At 65.7% G+C, this 16563-nt stretch carries 15 protein-coding genes; 12 read left to right on the top strand and 3 right to left on the bottom strand.

The window, feature by feature from the left end; translation table 11 throughout:
- Positions 1–90: 90 nt before the first annotated feature.
- The 6 genes from AWB80_RS02165 (at position 91) to AWB80_RS02140 (ending at position 6807) form a co-directional block, all read left to right on the top strand.
- Positions 91–573 (top strand): cupin domain-containing protein, encoded by a 483-nt coding sequence (locus AWB80_RS02165; RefSeq protein WP_061172972.1) that lies wholly within the window; start codon positions 91–93, stop codon positions 571–573.
- Positions 574–712: 139 nt separating this feature from the next.
- Positions 713–2374, top strand: a complete 1662-nt coding sequence (locus tag AWB80_RS02160) for an ABC transporter substrate-binding protein (protein ID WP_061172971.1) — start codon at positions 713–715, stop codon at positions 2372–2374.
- On the top strand, positions 2375–3382 hold the full coding sequence (locus AWB80_RS02155) for an ABC transporter permease (protein WP_061172970.1): 1008 nt from the start codon (positions 2375–2377) through the stop codon (positions 3380–3382). It abuts the gene before it with no gap.
- A complete protein-coding gene (locus AWB80_RS02150; protein WP_061172969.1) occupies positions 3379–4242 on the top strand; it encodes an ABC transporter permease in 864 nt (287 codons plus the stop codon). Before AWB80_RS02155 ends, AWB80_RS02150 begins: the two co-directional genes overlap by 4 nt.
- Entirely contained in the window at positions 4239–6302 is a 2064-nt protein-coding gene (locus tag AWB80_RS02145; RefSeq protein WP_061172968.1) for an ABC transporter ATP-binding protein, read from the top strand. Before AWB80_RS02150 ends, AWB80_RS02145 begins: the two co-directional genes overlap by 4 nt.
- A gap of 85 nt (positions 6303–6387) precedes the next feature.
- Entirely contained in the window at positions 6388–6807 is a 420-nt protein-coding gene (locus AWB80_RS02140) for a Rap1a/Tai family immunity protein (RefSeq protein ID WP_061172967.1), read from the top strand.
- 21 nt (positions 6808–6828) lie between these two features.
- On the opposite strand, the gene AWB80_RS02135 is transcribed toward AWB80_RS02140, so the two are convergent.
- Complete coding sequence (locus AWB80_RS02135; protein WP_061172966.1) at positions 6829–7677, bottom strand: aldo/keto reductase; 849 nt, start codon at positions 7675–7677, stop codon at positions 6829–6831.
- A 15-nt stretch (positions 7678–7692) separates the two neighbouring features.
- On the opposite strand from AWB80_RS02135, the gene AWB80_RS43830 reads away from it, so the two are divergent.
- Complete coding sequence (locus AWB80_RS43830) at positions 7693–7860, top strand: hypothetical protein (RefSeq protein WP_160147402.1); 168 nt, start codon at positions 7693–7695, stop codon at positions 7858–7860.
- A gap of 447 nt (positions 7861–8307) precedes the next feature.
- Complete coding sequence (locus tag AWB80_RS02130) at positions 8308–9306, top strand: LysR family transcriptional regulator (RefSeq protein WP_061172965.1); 999 nt, start codon at positions 8308–8310, stop codon at positions 9304–9306.
- A gap of 53 nt (positions 9307–9359) precedes the next feature.
- On the opposite strand, the gene AWB80_RS02125 is transcribed toward AWB80_RS02130, so the two are convergent.
- The gene (locus tag AWB80_RS02125; protein WP_061173101.1) at positions 9360–9857 is read right to left on the bottom strand and encodes a plasmid fertility inhibition factor family protein; all 498 of its coding nucleotides are present in this window, start codon (positions 9855–9857) and stop codon (positions 9360–9362) included.
- 241 nt (positions 9858–10098) lie between these two features.
- Between AWB80_RS02125 and AWB80_RS02120 the strand changes: the two genes are divergently transcribed.
- Genes AWB80_RS02120 through pdeM form a run of 4 tightly spaced genes read left to right on the top strand, consistent with a single transcriptional unit; the run spans position 10099 to position 16027 of the window.
- A complete protein-coding gene (locus tag AWB80_RS02120; protein ID WP_061172964.1) occupies positions 10099–11127 on the top strand; it encodes a ligase-associated DNA damage response exonuclease in 1029 nt (342 codons plus the stop codon).
- Complete coding sequence (locus AWB80_RS02115; RefSeq protein WP_061172963.1) at positions 11124–12779, top strand: ATP-dependent DNA ligase; 1656 nt, start codon at positions 11124–11126, stop codon at positions 12777–12779. The genes AWB80_RS02120 and AWB80_RS02115 overlap by 4 nt, the downstream gene beginning before the upstream one ends.
- Entirely contained in the window at positions 12776–15343 is a 2568-nt protein-coding gene (locus tag AWB80_RS02110) for a ligase-associated DNA damage response DEXH box helicase (RefSeq protein ID WP_061172962.1), read from the top strand. The genes AWB80_RS02115 and AWB80_RS02110 overlap by 4 nt, the downstream gene beginning before the upstream one ends.
- Positions 15344–16027, top strand: a complete 684-nt coding sequence (gene pdeM, locus AWB80_RS02105) for a ligase-associated DNA damage response endonuclease PdeM (protein ID WP_061172961.1) — start codon at positions 15344–15346, stop codon at positions 16025–16027. It begins immediately after the preceding gene.
- Here the strand turns inward: pdeM and AWB80_RS02100 are convergent.
- Positions 15990–16433, bottom strand: a complete 444-nt coding sequence (locus AWB80_RS02100) for a hypothetical protein (protein ID WP_061172960.1) — start codon at positions 16431–16433, stop codon at positions 15990–15992. The two genes, pdeM and AWB80_RS02100, sit on opposite strands and share 38 nt — an antisense overlap.
- Positions 16434–16563: the final 130 nt, after the last annotated feature.

The following is a 16563-nucleotide window of genomic DNA, read 5'->3' as shown; positions in this document are numbered from 1 at the left end:
CGGCGCTTAAGCGTGTAGTATCGGAAGTCCGTTGCTCGCTCGGTTGGTGGCGGCAACGGACTTTTCATATCCGCAGACGATAAAACCGACATGAGCGACCCACATCAGCACATTGATTGGCGCGAACACGGCGTCAAGGTCATCAAGGGCGATCAGCTCGACACCAACACCCCACAGACGCCGGGCATGAACCGCGCGGCCGCGATCAATGCGGCGCGCGTCGGCGCGCAGAAAATCTGGGCCGGCACGGTCACGATCCATCCGAACGCGAAGACCGGCGCGCATCATCACGGCGCGCTCGAAAGCGTTATCTATGTGGTGCGCGGCCAGGCGCGCATGCGCTGGGGCGAGCACCTCGAATTCACCGCCGAGGCCGGTCCCGGCGACTTCATTTTCGTGCCGCCCTACGTGCCGCACCAGGAAATCAACGCCAGCACCGACGATCCCCTCGAATGCGTGCTCGTGCGCAGCGATAACGAAGCGGTGGTGGTGAACCTGAATATCGATGCCGTGGAGCAGCCCGAGGCAGTCTACTGGGTCGATCCCATTCACAAGCATCCACACGATCACTGAAGCGGGCCAAGGCGCGCGCGATGAAACCCCGGCGCGTTCCTTGCTACCCCACCAAGACGCGGCGGCGCTTCTGGCGCGGCTATCCTGAGCGCTTGCGCGGCGAATCGCGCGAGCGCGACATTACCGACATCCGCACACGATGAAGAAACCTTCGACCGACGCGCATCTCCTCGATCTCGCCCGCCCGCATGCGGGTGAACTGGGCAATCACGCGATCGACGAATTCAAGGCCGGCCGCCTGACGCGCCGCGAACTGCTGCGCCACGCGAGCGTGCTGGGCGTGGCGCTTTCCGCTGGCGGCCTCTTCGGCATGCCGTTCGCACGCGCGCAGGGCGCGGGCAAGCCGGGCGGCACGATCCGCGTCGCGCATCTGATGCCGGCGGGCGCCGTCGATCCGCTCACCGTGACGGATGCAGCCGGTCTCGCGCTCATCAACCAGACGGGCGAATTCCTGATCGACGACGACAGCGAGCATCTGACGCTCAAGCCCGCGCTGGCGCTGTCGTGGTCGTCGAATGCGAAGGGCGACGTGTGGACCTTCAAGCTGCGCCAGAACGTGAAGTTCCACGACGGCCAGCCGATGACCGCGAAGGACGTCGTCGCGACCTTCAACCGCCTGTCCGATCCGGGCGCGGGCTCGGCCGCGCTTTCGGTGCTCAAGGGCGTGCTGTCGAAGGACTCGGCGAAGGCCGTCGACGATCACACCGTCGAGTTTCATCTCGACGCGCCCAACGGCAATTTCCCGTACTACGTTTCGTCGAATACGTATAACGCGGTGATTCTGCCGGCCAGTTTCACCGGCCCTTATGAAAAGACCTTCATGGGCACGGGCGCGCTGAAGCTTGAGAAATACACGCCGAAGGTCGGCGCGTCGTTCGTGCGCAATCCCGACTACTGGGGCGAGAAGTCCTTGCCCGATCGCGTGACGTTCTCCTTCTACGCGGACCAGCAGGCGCAACTCCTCGCGATGCAAGGCCGCCAGGCCGACGTGATGGGCGATTTCACCGTGCAAGGCGGCGTCTCGATCCTCACGAATCCGCAATTCAAGGTGCTGGGCACGAAGTCGAGTTCGCACCGGCAGATTCACATGCGCTGCGACATGGGCGCGTTCAAGGACAAGCGCGTGCGTCAGGCACTGGCGCTCGCGATCGACCGTGAAGTGATCGTCAAGGGACTGTTTCGCGGCCGCGCGCAGGTCGGCAACGACAGCCCGTTCGCGCCGGTGTTTCCGTCGAGCGATCTCACCGTGCCGCAACGCAAGATCGATATCGCTCAAGCCAAAAAATTGATGAGCGATGCCGGCGTCGCGAACGGCTTCGACATCACGCTGACGACCGAGAAGTACATGGAGATTCCCGATCTCGCGGTGGTCGTGCAGAACGCGGCGAAGGCGGTCGGCATCCGCATCCAATTGAAGGTGGAGAGCCAGGATCTCTACTACGGCTCGGGCACGTTCGGCAAATCGGACTGGCTGGATTCGCCGCTCGGCATCACCGATTACGGGCATCGCGGTGTGCCGAACGTGTTCCTCAACGCGCCGCTGACGAGCAGCGGCACCTGGAACGCGGCGCACTTCAAGAATCCGGAGTACGACAAACTCGTCGCGCAGTTCGTCGCGGCGCTCGATGTCGCGTCGCAGAAGAAGCTCTCCGGCCAGATCCAGCGTCTGTTGCTCGACGAAACGCCGGTCGTGATCCCCTACTTCTACGACCAGTTGATCGTCACGCGCGCCAATGTCTCCGGCGTGCGCTTCAACGCGATCTCGCAGATGTGGTTCGACCGCGCGACGGTGTCCGCGTAAATGAGCACGATCACGCCGACGGCGCACGTCGCCGACTTCGCCAAAATGAAACGCATCGTGCGCTTCGTCGGCGTGCGGCTGCTGCTCGCGCTCGTCACGCTCTGGCTGCTGTCGATGATCGTGTTCGCCGGCGGCCAGCTCCTGCCCGGCGACGTCGGCCGCGCGATTCTCGGCCCGCTCGCCGATGCGCGCGCCGTCGCGGCGCTCAATCATCAGCTCGGCGTCGACCGGCCGCTGCTCACGCAATACGCGAGCTGGATCAGCCATTTCCTGCGCGGCGACATGGGCGAGTCCTATGCGTTTCGCGCGCCGGTCGCGCCGTTCATCGGCAGCGCGCTGTGGGCCTCGGCGAAGCTCGGCGCGCTCGCGTTCGTCGTCGTGGTGCCGCTCGGCATCGCGGGCGGCGTGTACGCGGCGCTGCACGCGGGACGCTGGATCGACCGGCTCATCAGCATCGGCGGATTGACGGCGACGGTCGTGCCGGAGTTCGTCTCGTCGATCGTGCTGATCCTGATCTTCGGCGTATGGCTGCAATGGCTGCCGATCGAAGCGACCGCGCCCGCCGATGCGAACATCCTCGTGCAACTGAAGCATCTGATCCTGCCGGTGCTGCCGCTCGTGCTCGTGTTCTTCGGCTATATCGCGCGGATGGCGCGCGCGGGCACCGTCGAGGCGCTCGACGCCGACTACACGCGCACCGCGATTCTCAAGGGCTTGCCGCAACGCGTCGTGATCGTGCGGCATGTGCTGCGCAACGCACTGCTGCCGACCGTGACCGTCGCCGCGACACAGCTCGGCTACATGATCGGCGGGCTCGTCGTGGTGGAGACGCTGTTTCATTACCAGGGCATCGGCTCGCTGATCTACACGGCCGCGCGAGGCAAGGACTTTCCGATGCTCGAAGCCGGCGTGCTGACCATCGGCGTGATCTATACGGCGGCGAATCTGATCGCGGACGCGCTCTACGTCGTGCTCAATCCGCGCCTGCGCACCGGAGCCTCGCGATGAGCACCGCGACCGCGTCGCCCGCGCCCGTCAAGCCAAAACGCTTCGAAGCGCTCGGCGCGCTGCTGCGCTCGGGCACCTTCGTGCTCGGCGTGCTGATCCTGCTGTTCTGGGTCGCGTGCGCGCTCGCCGGCCAGTGGCTCGTGCCGCACGATCCGTACGCGTCGGACCCGCTGAATTCGCTGATCGCCCCGTCCACCGATCACTGGTTCGGCACCGACCAGCTCGGCCGCGACGTGTTCGCGCGCGTGATCGTCGGCTCGCGCGACATCCTGACCATCGCGCCTTTGGCGACGCTGCTCGGCACGGCGGCGGGCACCGCGATCGGGCTCGTCGTCGGCTATTTCGACGGCTGGGTCGACGCCGTCATTGGCCGCGCGATCGATGCGCTGCTCGCGCTGCCGCTCGTGATCGTCGCGCTGCTCGCGCTGGCGGCGGTCGGCGCGAGCAACACGACGGTGATTCTCGTCATCGGCCTGACCTTCGCGCCGATCACCGCGCGCACGGTGCGCGCCGCCGTGCTGAGCGAACGGCATCTCGACTATGTGCTCGCGGCGCAACTGCGCGGCGAAAACGCGCTCTACATCATGTTCGCGGAGATTCTGCCGAACGTGCTGCCGCCGATCATCGTCGAGGCGACGGTGCGGCTCGGCTACGCGATCTTCGCCGTCGCGACGCTCTCGTTCCTCGGCTTCGGCATCCAGCCGCCATCGGCCGACTGGGGCCTCGCGCTGTCCGAGAGCTATACGCTGATGGCGGGCGGCGCGTGGTGGACCGTCGTGTTCGACGCCGCCGCGATCGCCTCGCTGGTCGTCGCGGTGAATCTCGTCGCGGATGCCGTGCAAGGAGCGCTCGACCGATGAACGGACCGCCGCCATCGGCCTTTCCCACCTTCGGCGCCGCCAAAGGCGATCAGGCCGACGCGCTCACGATCGTCGGCCTGACGGTGGCCTATCGGGCGCGCGGACGCGAACGCGAAGTGCTGCAGGACGTGACCTTGCGCGTGAAGCGCGGTGAGGCATACGGGCTCGTCGGCGAATCGGGATGCGGCAAGTCGACCGCCGCGCTCGCGGTGCTGCGCTACCTGCCGCGCAACGGCCGCGTGAAGGCGGGCCGCATTTCCATCGCCGGGCGCGACGTCGCCACGCTCAACGCCGACGCGCTGCGCGGCATGCGCGCCAACGCCGTATCGATGGTCTATCAGGACCCCGGACGCGCACTGAATCCGTCGCTGACGATCGCGCGGCAAGTCTCGGAAGCGTTCGAAGTCACGGGCGCGTCCGCCGATGAAGCGCTGTCCCGCACCGCCGAGATGCTGAAGCGCGTGCGTATCGCGTCGCCCGAGCGCGTGATGGATAGTTATCCGCATCAGCTGTCGGGCGGGATGCAGCAGCGCGTCGTCATCGCAATGGCGCTCGCGTGCAATCCCGAACTGCTGATTCTCGACGAGCCGACCACCGGGCTCGACGCCACCGTCGAAGCCGAAGTGCTCGATCTCATCGCGCAATTGCGTGCGGAACTCGGCACGGCCGTGCTCTTCATCAGCCACAATCTCGCGGTGATCGGGCGCATGTGCGATCGCGTCGGCGTGCTGTACGCGGGCAAGCTCGTGGAGGAAGGCGCCACCGCCGACGTGTTCGCGCAGCCGCGTCACCCATACACGGTCGGCTTGCTGCGCTGCCTGCCGCGCGAGGGACGCGGCAAGGAAACCGGGCGGCTCGACACGATTCCCGGCTCGCTGCCGCTGCCGGGATCGATCGCGCAGGGCTGCATTTTCGCGCCGCGCTGCAAGCTCGCCGACGAGCGCTGTCTCAACGATGCGCCGCCGCCCTATCGTGTCGCGTCCGCGCACGGCGATCAGATGGCGCGCTGTCACTATCACGAGCGCGCACAGACGCTGCCGCGCTCGACCGACGAAGCGCCCGCGCCGGTCGAACCTCGCGACGGGCAGCCGCTCGCGCTATCGGCGCGCAATCTCTCCAAAACCTTCCGTGTCGGCGATGAAGAGGTGCGCGCCGTCCACGATGTCTCGCTCGATCTCGTGCAAGGCGAGACGCTCGGTCTCGTCGGCGAATCCGGCAGCGGCAAGACCACGCTCGCCAAGCTCCTGCTCGGCCTCGTGGCGCCGGACAAGGGCGCGTCGCTCGAACTCGACGGCGCGGCGCTGCCCGAACGCGTGACCCGGCGCAGCGAAGAACAGGTGAAGTCGCTGCAGATCGTGTTCCAGAATCCGGATTCCGCGCTCAACCGCGCGCATTCGGTCCGGCAACTGATCGCGCGTTCGTTGTCGAAGCTCGCGGCGCTGCGCGGCGAGGCGAAGGAACAACGCCTGCAAACGCTGACCGAAGCCGTGCGCCTGCCGGCGCGCTATCTGACTTCGCGCACACGGCAACTGTCGGGCGGGCTGAAGCAGCGCGTCGCGATCGCGCGCGCGTTCGCGGGCGATCCGCGCGTGGTCGTCTGCGACGAGCCGACCTCCGCGCTCGACGTCTCCGTGCAGGCCGCGATCCTCAATCTACTCGCCGACCTGCAACGCGAGCGGCGCGTGAGCTACGTGTTCATCTCGCACGATCTGCATGTCGTGCGCTATCTGTCGGATCGCATCGCGGTGCTGTATCTCGGACGCATCATGGAAATCGGGCGCGCGGCGGCGGTCTTCGACGGCCCGCAGCATCCGTACACCGAAGCGCTGCTTTCGTCGGTGCCGTCGCTTGACGGGACGCACGCGAAGCGCATCCGTCTGTCGGGCGAATTGCCGAGCGCGGCGAATCCGCCCGAGGGCTGCGTGTTCCACACGCGCTGCGGGCGCAAGGTCGGCGCGATCTGCGAGACCGAAACGCCGCCGTGCCGCGACGCCGGCGATGGCCACGCGATTCATTGCCACATTCCCGTCGACGAACTGCGCGCGCTGCAGCGTCAGTGAAGGCAAAGCGGCCATTTGTCGGAACCAAAGCGTCTTCGCGCGTCTCTCATCGGTTCGATGTTCAACAACAACGAGGATTCAACCGATGAAACCCGCCCTTTCCGTCGCGCTCAGCACCTTCGCCTTCAGTGTCGCGATGGCCGCGCACGCGCAAACCGCACCGCAAGCCCCGACGCCCGGCGCCGCCGACCCCAGCTTCTCCGCCTACGCGCTCGCGCAGCAATGCGCCGCGAAGTCCGACAACACGGCGCAAGGCCAATGCGTGGGCGCGGTGCGCGGCATCGTGCGCGGTTATCAGTACGGCGTGCTGTTCCTGTCGCAGCGCGCGTCGCTTTCCGATAACGACACGAAGCGCGTGTCGCTGTGCCTGACGGACACGAAAGTGTCCTCGATCGTCGACGATTTCCTCGCCGACGCGAAGCAGGTCAACGAAGCAGATTTGAGGCGCACGCCCGCGGAAGTCGCGGTGCTCGGCTCCGTTCACGCGCATCACGCGTGCACGTGATCGCGCGCGGCATCGAAGCAGTCAAAGCATTTCGAGCGAGCGTTTCGACTTCGGCGGCCTGAACTGCCGATCGATGTCCGCGAGTTCGTCGGCGGACAGATCGAGGTCGAGCGCCGCGCGATTCTCGCGGACATGCGCGACGTCCGCCGCCTTCGGAATGGCGAACACTTCCGGTTGCCGCAGAACCCATGCGAGCGCCACCTGAAACGCCGACACGCCGCGCGCCGCCGCGATCTTTTCCAGCGCGCCGCCGCGCGGCAGACGCGCGTGATCGACGGGGCTGTACGCCATCGCGGGCAGGCGTCGCTCGCGCAGCCACGGCAGCAAATCGAACTCCGCCCCGCGCCGCGCGACGTTGTAGAGAATCTGATCGGTTGCGCAGGCGCTGCCGCCATCGAGCGAAAAGAGTTCTTCCATGTCGTCGGTGTCGAAGTTGCTGACGCCCCAGTGACGAATCTTGCCGTCGCGCTTCAACTTTTCGAACCCCGCGACGACGCCTTCCAGATCTTCCCCGCCACGCCAGTGCAGCAGATACAGATCGATCCGGTCGGTCTTCAGGCGCTTCAGGCTGCGCTCGCACGCGGTCTGTACGCCGCGTTCGCTGCCGTTGTGCGGATACACCTTGCTCACGATGAACAGTTCCTCGCGCCTGTCGCCGAGCGCTTCCGCTATGAGCTTCTCGCTTTCGCCGTCGCCGTACATCTCGGCGGTGTCGATGAGCGTCATTCCCAGCTCGACGCCCTCGCGCAGCGCGGCGATCTCGCTCCTGCGCGCATTCGCGCGTTCGCCCATTTCCCAGGTTCCCTGGCCGAGTTTCGGGATCACTTCGCCGCTCGGGAGCGTGACAGTCGCCGGATTGGATTGAGCCATTCAAAGCCTCCATGTGTGTCCGCCGATTATGACACCGGTAATCAGCGCGACGAGAAGCATGCCGCAAACACCGTCGAGTTTGAAAGGAATCGGACATCAGGCGAGGCGATGAAAAGCGCGCATCACGGAATCGATATTCCTGATCGGGTCGGCAAAACGATTAACCCGCTTCCTGCAGATTGAAACTCGACTCGCGCTGTAAGGAAACAGCAAGAATGTTAATCGAGCATAAAAACCGATAAAAATAATTAACGGGTAGATATATCAATTTCATCTCGATTCGTGAACGCAGCAGAAAATGCGATTTATTAAGGATTCACAACATATATCATAAGAAAATCTACAAACTTATTGTCGGAATGGCCGCTGCGCCTTATAGTCCGGGGTGCAAAACGAATTCGCACGGTCATTTCTAATGGCGCCAAACTGACAAAATACGCGCCCACATGGGCGCAGCGCTAATGGAGGATTCAAAAATCTGCCTGAGTTACCACATCGTTCTAACGTCGTTATTGCAATATTTGCCGTCTGTCAATATTATCGACTTCACACATCCTTCAATGCTCGGACATGCGCATGTCGCATTGAGCCGGCCTGCCGCGATGTGACCCAACCGAGAGGGCACCTGAGATGAACCAGATCCATGCAATGCGCGTCTTCGTGCGCGTGGCGGATACGGAAAGCTTTCGCCGCGCCGCTCAACAACTCGATGTATCGAATGCGCTGGTCACTCGGGCGATTGCCATGCTCGAAGCGCATTTGCGAACTCGCCTGATCAACCGCACCACCCGTAATCTTTCTCTAACCGAAGCCGGCACGCGTTATCTGGAGGGCTGCCGCGCATTGCTCGAAGAACTGGATCATCTGGAGTCCACGGTCACGCACACCGAGGGTGAGCCGAGTGGCACGTTGCGCGTGGTGGCGTCGAGCGCGCTTTCGCTGCTTACGCTGACGCCGCTCGTCGACGGCTTCCGCAAGCTCTATCCGAAGGTCAATGTGCGCCTGACGCTCGCGGAGCGCCATGTCGATCTCGTCGAGGACGGTTACGACGTGGGCATCGTCACCGCGTTCATGGTGTCGAGCACGGCGCTCATCGAGCGCCCCGTCGGCACCAACGCGCTCGTCCCGGTCGCGACGCCGGCGTTCGTGGCCGAGCACGGCATGCCCGGTTCGCCCACGGATCTGCACAACTTGCCTTCCGTCGGGCTGCCGAACGAGATGCGCAGCCAGACCTGGCACTTCCGGCATCGTCTCGGCGACGCCGACCAGATCACGCTCGCGCCTGTGTACACGGTCAACAACGGCCTCATGGTGCGTCTCGCGACGCTCAAGGGCATGGGCTTTTCGATCCTGCCCGAGGGCATCGTGCAGGCGGATCTGAACGACGGCACGCTCGTGCGCCTTCTGGAGGATTACTCCATCGACGACCCGGACATGAAAGTGTCGATCGTCTATCCGGGCCGGCAATATCTGCCCGCCAAGACGCGCTTTTTCATCGACTATGCGCTGGACTATCTGAGCCGGGAATTCGCCTCTGGCAACGGCCGCCCCGATGAAGTGATGCGCCCGCCCATGTCGTCGATCATGCCGATGCAGACGATGCGCGGCGCGTCGGCGACGGCCAACTGAAGCATCCGCGAAAGCCAGGCGGCGATCCTGCCGTCTGGCTGATCGCGCCGCACTCAATTCTCCCCGTACTCCGCGCTCGATACATCGGGCGCGGCGCACATCTCGCGCAGCAGCGCCGCCTCGCGCTCATGCACTTCCACCGGCATGCACAACGCGCCGGCGTGCGCCATGTAGCGCGCGCGATGCTGCCCGTTGCGAAACGCCACGACCCCTTCCCTGTGCACGCCGAGCAGCCCGAGCAAGCCCGACGAGCGGCGCACGCTGATCGTCACGTAGGGCATTTCCGGCACGCGCGGATTGTCCGGGTCGAGAAATTCGCGGATGCCGCGCACTTTGCCCGCGTGCCAGTCGTCGACGGCCTTGAGCACGTAATCGGTGTCGTCGCGATTGGCGCACGCGAGCAACTTTCCGACATCCACGAGCACGACCTGATGGCGCGAACCGTGGCCGGTGAACACGCGCTTCAGACGCACGAAGTCGTACTGAGGATGGCCCTGGAGCCTGACGATCCAGACCGCTTCTGCGGCGGTCGGCGCAACCATCGTATCCATGTTCGGCTTATCAAGAAGACTGCGGCGCGCGCGCCCCGTGCGCGCGTGTTTCGCTGACGGCGGCTTGAGCGGACACATGCGAACGAGCGCTCAGGCCAATCAAACTTTTACACCCTGCACGCGATTGATGAAAGCGCCGTGACGGGCACGTGGCGTGCTTTTGTTGCCAGAATCGAACACTTCCCGTTGCCCGGCGGCGCGCGCGTCATGCGGCTGTCACACACGCATTGCCTATCGACCAGTGGACACTTCTTCCGATCTCATCGTCGCGCGGCCCGAGGGACTTTTCTGTGTGCCGGGCAACTTCCATATCGACCCGTGGCGGCCCGTCGAACGCGCCGTCATCACGCATGCGCATGCGGATCACGCGCGCTTTGGCCACGCGCGCTATCTGGCCGCGCAACCGGGCGTCGGCGTGTTGTTGTCGAGGCTGCCCGGCATCGACGTGCAAGGGCTCGCCTATGGCGAAGCCATCGAAGTGAACGGGGTGCGCGTGTCGCTGCATCCTGCCGGACACGTGCTGGGCTCGGCGCAAGTGCGCGTCGAATACAAGGGGCGTGTGTGGGTCGCGTCCGGCGACTACAAGGTCGAACCCGATCCGACCTGCGCGCCGTTCGAACCCGTGCGCTGCGATACCTTCATCACCGAATCGACGTTCGGCCTGCCGATCTATCGATGGGACCGTTCGCAAGACGTCTTCGACGGCATCGATTCATGGTGGCGGCACAACGCGGCGCAAGGGCGCGCGTCGGTGCTGTTCTGCTATTCGTTCGGCAAGGCGCAGCGCCTGCTGGCGGGCGTCGATGCCGCCATCGGCCCGATCTTCTGTCACGGCGCGGTCGAGCCGCTCAATCGCGCGTACCGCGAGGCCGGCGTCGCGTTGCCGCACACGCGCCTCGTCAGCGAGATCGCCGCGAAGGACAAGGCCGCCTTCAAGGGCGCACTGATCGTCGCGCCGCCGTCCGCGCAAGGCAGCACGTGGATGCGCCGCTTCGGCGATTACAGCGATGCCTTCGCGTCCGGCTGGATGCGTCTGCGCGGCACGCGAAGGCGCAAGGGCGTCGATCGCGGCTTCGTGCTCTCCGATCACGCCGACTGGCCGGGCCTGCAACTGGCGATCGGCGCGACGGGCGCGCAACGCGTGATCGTCACGCACGGACAGATCGAGCCGATGGTGCGCTGGCTCTGCGAACAGGGACTGGACGCGGGCGCCTTCAAGACCGAATACGGCGACGACGCCATCGAAGCCGATACGGCCGTAGCGTCATGAAGCGCTTCGCGACGCTCTACGCCGCGCTCGACGCGACCACATCGACTAACGAAAAGCTCGAAGCGCTGATCGCGTATTTCTCGGGTGCGGAACCGGAAGACGCGGCGTGGGCGTCGTACTTTCTCGCGGGCGGCAAGCCGCGCCAGTCGGTGCCGACGCGTCTCATCACCGAATTCGCGCGCGAACGCGCGGGCCTGCCGGAATGGCTTTTCGAGGAGTCGTATCAGGCGGTCGGCGATCTCGCCGAAACCATCGCGCACGTGTTGCCGCCCGCGTCGGGCGAATCGTCGCTCGGGCTCGCGCAGTGGATCGAGGAACGTGTGTTGACGCTGCGTGGCGCAAATCCGGCTGAATTGCGCGAGCGGCTGCTGGGCTACTGGGACGAACTGAACTGGAGCGAGCGCTTTCTCCTGACGAAGCTGATCGGCGGCGGCTTTCGCGTGGGCGTCGCGCGGCAGCTCGTCGTGCGCGCGCTGGCCGCCGTCGCGGGCGTCGATCACAAGCGCATCGCGCAGCGCATGGTCGGCTGGACCGATTCGCGTCAGACGCCGAGCGCCGCGCGTTATCTGCGGCTGATCGCGCCCGCAGCCGAAGGCGACGATGTCGACACGCCGCACGAAAGTGATCTCGGCCTCCCCTATCCGTTCTTTCTCGCGCATCCGCTGCAGGCCGATCCGGCGACGCTCGGTTCGCCCGCTGACTGGATCGTCGAATGGAAGTGGGACGGCATACGCGCGCAGCTCGTGAAGCGCGCGGGCCGCGTGTGGATCTGGTCACGCGGCGAGGATCTCGTCACCGAGCGCTTTCCCGAACTCGCCGCGCTTGGCGCCGCGTTGCCGGATGGCACCGTGATCGACGGCGAGATTCTCGCGTGGGAACCGGGCGCGAACGCGCCACTGCCGTTCGCGCGTTTGCAGCCGCGCATCACGCGCAAGTCGCTCACCAAAAAAGTGCTCGCCGATTCACCCGCCGCGCTGCTCGCCTACGATCTGCTCGAAGCCGACGGCCGCGATCTGCGCACCGAGCCGCTCGATGCGCGCCGCGCGAAGCTCGACGCGCTCGCGTCCGATCTCGCGGTGGACTTGCTGCGCGTGTCGCCGGTGGTCGTCGCATCGGACTGGCGGGCGCTCGCCGCGTTGCGCGACGAAAGCCGCGCGCGCGGCGTCGAAGGATTGATGCTGAAGGAGCGCGCGTCGATGTACGGCGTCGGGCGCACGAAGGCATCGGGCACGTGGTGGAAGTGGAAGATCGATCCGTATTCGATCGACGCCGTGCTGCTCTACGCGCAGCGCGGCCACGGACGGCGTGCGAGCCTCTACACGGATTTCACCTTCGCCGTCTGGGACGAGGCGAACGGCACGCGCACGCTCGTGCCGTTCGCGAAAGCCTATTCCGGCCTCACCGACGAAGAAATGCGCCAGGTCGATGCGATCGTGCGCAAGACGACCATCGAGAAGTTCGGTCCGGTGCGCAGTGTCACGCCGACGCTCGTCTTCGAGATCGGCTTCGAAGGCATACAGGCGAGCCCGCGCCACAAGTCGGGCATCGCGGTCCGCTTTCCGCGCATGCTGCGCTGGCGCACCGACAAGCAGATCGAAGACGCCGATACGCTCGACATTCTCAAGGGCTTTCTGAACGAGGCGACGGCATGAGCGCGCCGCGTCCTCGCCGCGTGCCGCGTACGCGTGCGGCGCAGGCGAAACTCGATGCCGCCGCCGAACTGTTCACGCCCGCGCCATTCGCGTTCGACGCGAACGAAGCCGTGAGGCCGATCGACGAGCGCATCGCGCGCTGGTTCGACGAACGCGGCTGGCAGCCCTTCGCGTTTCAGCGCGAGGCGTGGCGTGAAATCGAACGCGGCGCGAGCGGTCTGCTGCACGCGACGACCGGCGCGGGCAAGACCTGGGCTGTGTGGCTCGGCGCGCTCGCGGCCTACGCGCACGCGCCGCCGAAACCGGCCGCGCTGCCCGCGCCGCTCACCGTCCTCTGGATCACGCCGATGCGCGCGCTCGCCGCCGACAGCGCCCGCGCGCTGCAAAGCGCGGTGAGCGCGCTGTCGGTGCCGTGGACGGTCGGGCTGCGCACAGGCGACACGTCATCGACCGAACGCGCGCGGCAGAGCCGGCGCATGCCGTCCGCGCTCGTCACGACGCCCGAAAGCCTCACGCTCATGCTCACACGCGCCAACGCGCAGGAGGAACTGAAGCACTTGCGCATGATCGTCGTCGATGAATGGCACGAACTGCTCGGCAACAAGCGCGGCACGCAGACGCAACTCGCGATCGCGCGGCTCGCGCACTGGCGGCCCGATCTGCAGATCTGGGGCCTGTCCGCGACGCTCGGCAATCTCGCGCTCGCGCACGACGCCCTGCTGCATCCCGTGAAAACGCCGCGCGTGGTCGTGCGCGGCGCGCAGCCGAAAACGCTCGTCGTCGATACGCTGATTCCCGACACGATCGAGCGCTTTCCGTGGGGCGGGCATCTCGGCGTGCGGCAAGTCGGACCCGTCGCCGATGAAGTCGATCAGGCACAAAGCTCGCTCGTCTTCACCAACACGCGCTCGCAAGCGGAAATCTGGTATCGCGCGCTGCTCGAACTGCGGCCGGAATGGGCGGGCCTGCTCGCGCTGCATCACGGTTCGCTCGACAAGGAGGTGCGCGACTGGGTCGAGCAGGGACTCAAGAACGGGCAACTGAAGGCGGTCGTGTGCACGTCGAGCCTCGATCTGGGCGTCGATTTCCTGCCGGTCGATCGCGTGTTCCAGATCGGCTCGCCGAAGGGCGTCGCGCGCCTCATGCAGCGCGCGGGACGCTCGGGTCACGCGCCGGGCCGCGTGTCGCGCGTGACGATCGTGCCGACGCACGCGCTCGAACTCGTCGAAGCGGCGGCGGCGCGCTGGGCGATCCAGGAACGTCGCATCGAAGGCCGCGACATGCCGCTCAAGCCGCTCGACGTGCTCGTGCAGCATCTCGTGACGGTGGCGATCGGCGGCGGCTTCACATCGGCGGAGATGCTCGCTGAAGTCCGCAGCGCGTATGCGTATCGTGATCTCACGCAGCCGGAGTTCGACTGGGCGCTCGCGTTCGTCGAGCGCGGCGGCGCGTCGCTCGGGGCGTATCCGGACTTTCATCGCGTCGTGAAGGACGATGACGGCGTGTATCGCGTGCCGCGCGAGGATCTCGTGCGCAGGCATCGCAACAACGTCGGGACGATCGTTGCAAACGCAACCATCAACGTGGCGTACATGACCGGCGGGCGCATCGGCGCGATGGAGGAATCGTTCATCTCGCGTCTCAAGCCCGGCGATGTCTTCACCTTCGGCGGACGCGCGCTCGAACTCGTGCGCGTGCGCGACATGACCGCCTATGTGAAGCGCGCGAGCTCATCGCGCGGCGCGATGCCGCAATGGGCGGGCAGCAAGATGCCGCTCTCGTCGGAACTCGCGGACGCCGCACTCGTGATGCTCGCGCGCGCCAGCGACGGCATCTACGACGAACCCGAGATGCGCGCCGTCAAACCGCTGCTCGACTTGCAGGCGAAATGGTCGGCCTTGCCGGGACCCGGTGTGCTCGTCGTCGAACTGGTGCGCTCGCGCGAAGGGCATCATTTCTTCTGCTATCCGTTCGCGGGCCGCATGGCGCATATCGGTCTGGGATCGCTGTTCGGCTGGCGCGCGTCGCGCGACCAGCCGGGCACGTTCTCCATTTCGATGAACGATTACGGCTTCGAACTGCTGTCGGCCAAGCCGTTCGACTGGGAGACGCTCATCGCGGAAGGTCTCTTTTCTCCGCAGAATCTGGAGCACGACATTCTCGCGAGCCTCAACGCGTCCGAGCTTTCGGCGCGGCGTTTTCGCGAGATCGCGCGCGTGTCGGGGCTGATCTATCAGGGTCATCCGGGGCAGCAGAAAAGCGCGCGCCAGTTGCAGGCGTCGAGCGGACTGTTCTACGAAGTCTTCCGCAAGCACGACAGCGGCAATCTGCTGCTCACGCAGGCGGATCAGGAAGTGATGCTGCAGGAACTGGAACTCGGACGCATCCGGGCCGCGCTCGAACGCATGTGCGCAAGCCGGCTTGCGCTCACGCACCCGAAGAAGCCGACGCCCTTCGCGTTTCCGCTGATCGTCGCGCGTTTGCGGGAAAGGGTGAGCACGGAGAAGCTGTCGGATCGCGTCGAGCGCATGCTCGCGGATTTAGAGAAAGCGGCGAAAGCATAAATGGAAGCACTGACCATCGATGTGAACGGCCACGCACTCGTCCTGTCGGCAGAGCGCGCGGCGTTCGATCCGCAGGCCAAAAGCCTCTTCATCGCCGACGCGCATTTCGGCAAGGACGCGGTGTTTCGCGCGCGCGGCATTCCGGTGCCTGTCGGCACGACCGGCGAGAGCCTGGCGCGGCTCGATGCGCTCGTCGCCGCGCATCGGCCGGAATCGATCGTCTTTCTCGGCGATCTGCTGCACGCGCGCGAATCGCACGCCGACGAAACGCTCGACGCGCTCGCCGCGTGGCGCGCGAAACATCGCGAACTCGCGCTCGTGCTCGTCGAAGGCAATCACGACAGGCACGCGGGCGCGCTGCCCGCTATGTTCGGCGTCGATGTCGTGAAGGAGCCGCACGCGCTCGGGCCGTGGGCGCTTTGCCATCATCCGCAGACGGTCGATGGCGCTTACGCGCTCGCCGGCCACGAGCATCCGGTGTACCGGCTCGCGACGCGCGTCGACAGCGCGCGCCTGCCGTGCTTTCGCTTCGGCGCGCGCGCGGGCGTGCTGCCGGCGTTCGGCGCGTTCACGGGCGGCTTCGAGGTGAACGGCCAGGTGCGCGGCGAAGCGCTCTATGTGGTCGCCGGCGAACGCGTGTTTCCGCTCAGTGATAGGTCGTCGTCGACGATTGCAGCTTCGTGAGCTTGCCGCGCTGAAAACCGAACCAGCCGAGATTCGATTGCATCACCACTTCCTCGCCCTGCCAGAACACGCGCTTGACCGTCATGCGCTGATTCACGCGCTGCACGAGCGGCGGATTGCGGCGGAAGTCGTAGAGCAGCGGGCCGGTATCGGATTGCACGAGCATGCGAGTGACGGTGTCGCTCGCGCCCGACGTTTCATCGAAATGCGCGATGCGTTTCGCGTCGAAGCGATCGAACACCTGCGTGTCGATGAGCGCGGCCATGCCGGATTCGTCGCGCAGAAAATGCAGCGCGCCGGCCTTCGTGGCGATGGGACCGGCGGCGTCGCTCTGGGCGTGCGCGAGCGCGCCGAGCAGCAGCGTGGATGCGATGGCGAAGCGGATACAGATTTTTGTCGGTGACATGTTCGTTCGATAGTTGCAGCGTTTTTCCAACACTCTCCCGCGCAGGTGACGCGCAAGGAATGCGCGGCTGCGGGTGTGTTACCGGAAACATCTGACGCATCGCGGCGATGCGCTGGCAAGACTCATGCGC

Source organism: Caballeronia pedi, from assembly GCF_001544915.2.
GTDB classification, from domain to species: domain Bacteria; phylum Pseudomonadota; class Gammaproteobacteria; order Burkholderiales; family Burkholderiaceae; genus Caballeronia; species Caballeronia pedi.
The sequence above is the reverse complement of the archived record's forward strand: the minus strand, read 5'-3'. Positions and strand labels throughout refer to the sequence as shown.

What these genes read in the sequence shown, in the direction of transcription:
- AWB80_RS02165 (WP_061172972.1), top strand. Translation starts at nt 91, where the DNA reads ATGAGCGACCCACATCAGCACATTGATTGGCGCGAACACGGCGTCAAG.
- AWB80_RS02130 (WP_061172965.1), top strand. Translation starts at nt 8,308, where the DNA reads ATGAACCAGATCCATGCAATGCGCGTCTTCGTGCGCGTGGCGGATACG.
- pdeM (WP_061172961.1), top strand. Translation starts at nt 15,344, where the DNA reads ATGGAAGCACTGACCATCGATGTGAACGGCCACGCACTCGTCCTGTCG.
- AWB80_RS02100 (WP_061172960.1), bottom strand. Translation starts at nt 16,433, where the DNA reads ATGTCACCGACAAAAATCTGTATCCGCTTCGCCATCGCATCCACGCTG.
- AWB80_RS02145 (WP_061172968.1), top strand. Translation starts at nt 4,239, where the DNA reads ATGAACGGACCGCCGCCATCGGCCTTTCCCACCTTCGGCGCCGCCAAA.
- AWB80_RS02140 (WP_061172967.1), top strand. Translation starts at nt 6,388, where the DNA reads ATGAAACCCGCCCTTTCCGTCGCGCTCAGCACCTTCGCCTTCAGTGTC.
- AWB80_RS02135 (WP_061172966.1), bottom strand. Translation starts at nt 7,677, where the DNA reads ATGGCTCAATCCAATCCGGCGACTGTCACGCTCCCGAGCGGCGAAGTG.
- AWB80_RS02125 (WP_061173101.1), bottom strand. Translation starts at nt 9,857, where the DNA reads ATGGATACGATGGTTGCGCCGACCGCCGCAGAAGCGGTCTGGATCGTC.
- AWB80_RS02110 (WP_061172962.1), top strand. Translation starts at nt 12,776, where the DNA reads ATGAGCGCGCCGCGTCCTCGCCGCGTGCCGCGTACGCGTGCGGCGCAG.
- AWB80_RS02150 (WP_061172969.1), top strand. Translation starts at nt 3,379, where the DNA reads ATGAGCACCGCGACCGCGTCGCCCGCGCCCGTCAAGCCAAAACGCTTC.
- AWB80_RS02115 (WP_061172963.1), top strand. Translation starts at nt 11,124, where the DNA reads ATGAAGCGCTTCGCGACGCTCTACGCCGCGCTCGACGCGACCACATCG.
- AWB80_RS02155 (WP_061172970.1), top strand. Translation starts at nt 2,375, where the DNA reads ATGAGCACGATCACGCCGACGGCGCACGTCGCCGACTTCGCCAAAATG.
- AWB80_RS02160 (WP_061172971.1), top strand. Translation starts at nt 713, where the DNA reads ATGAAGAAACCTTCGACCGACGCGCATCTCCTCGATCTCGCCCGCCCG.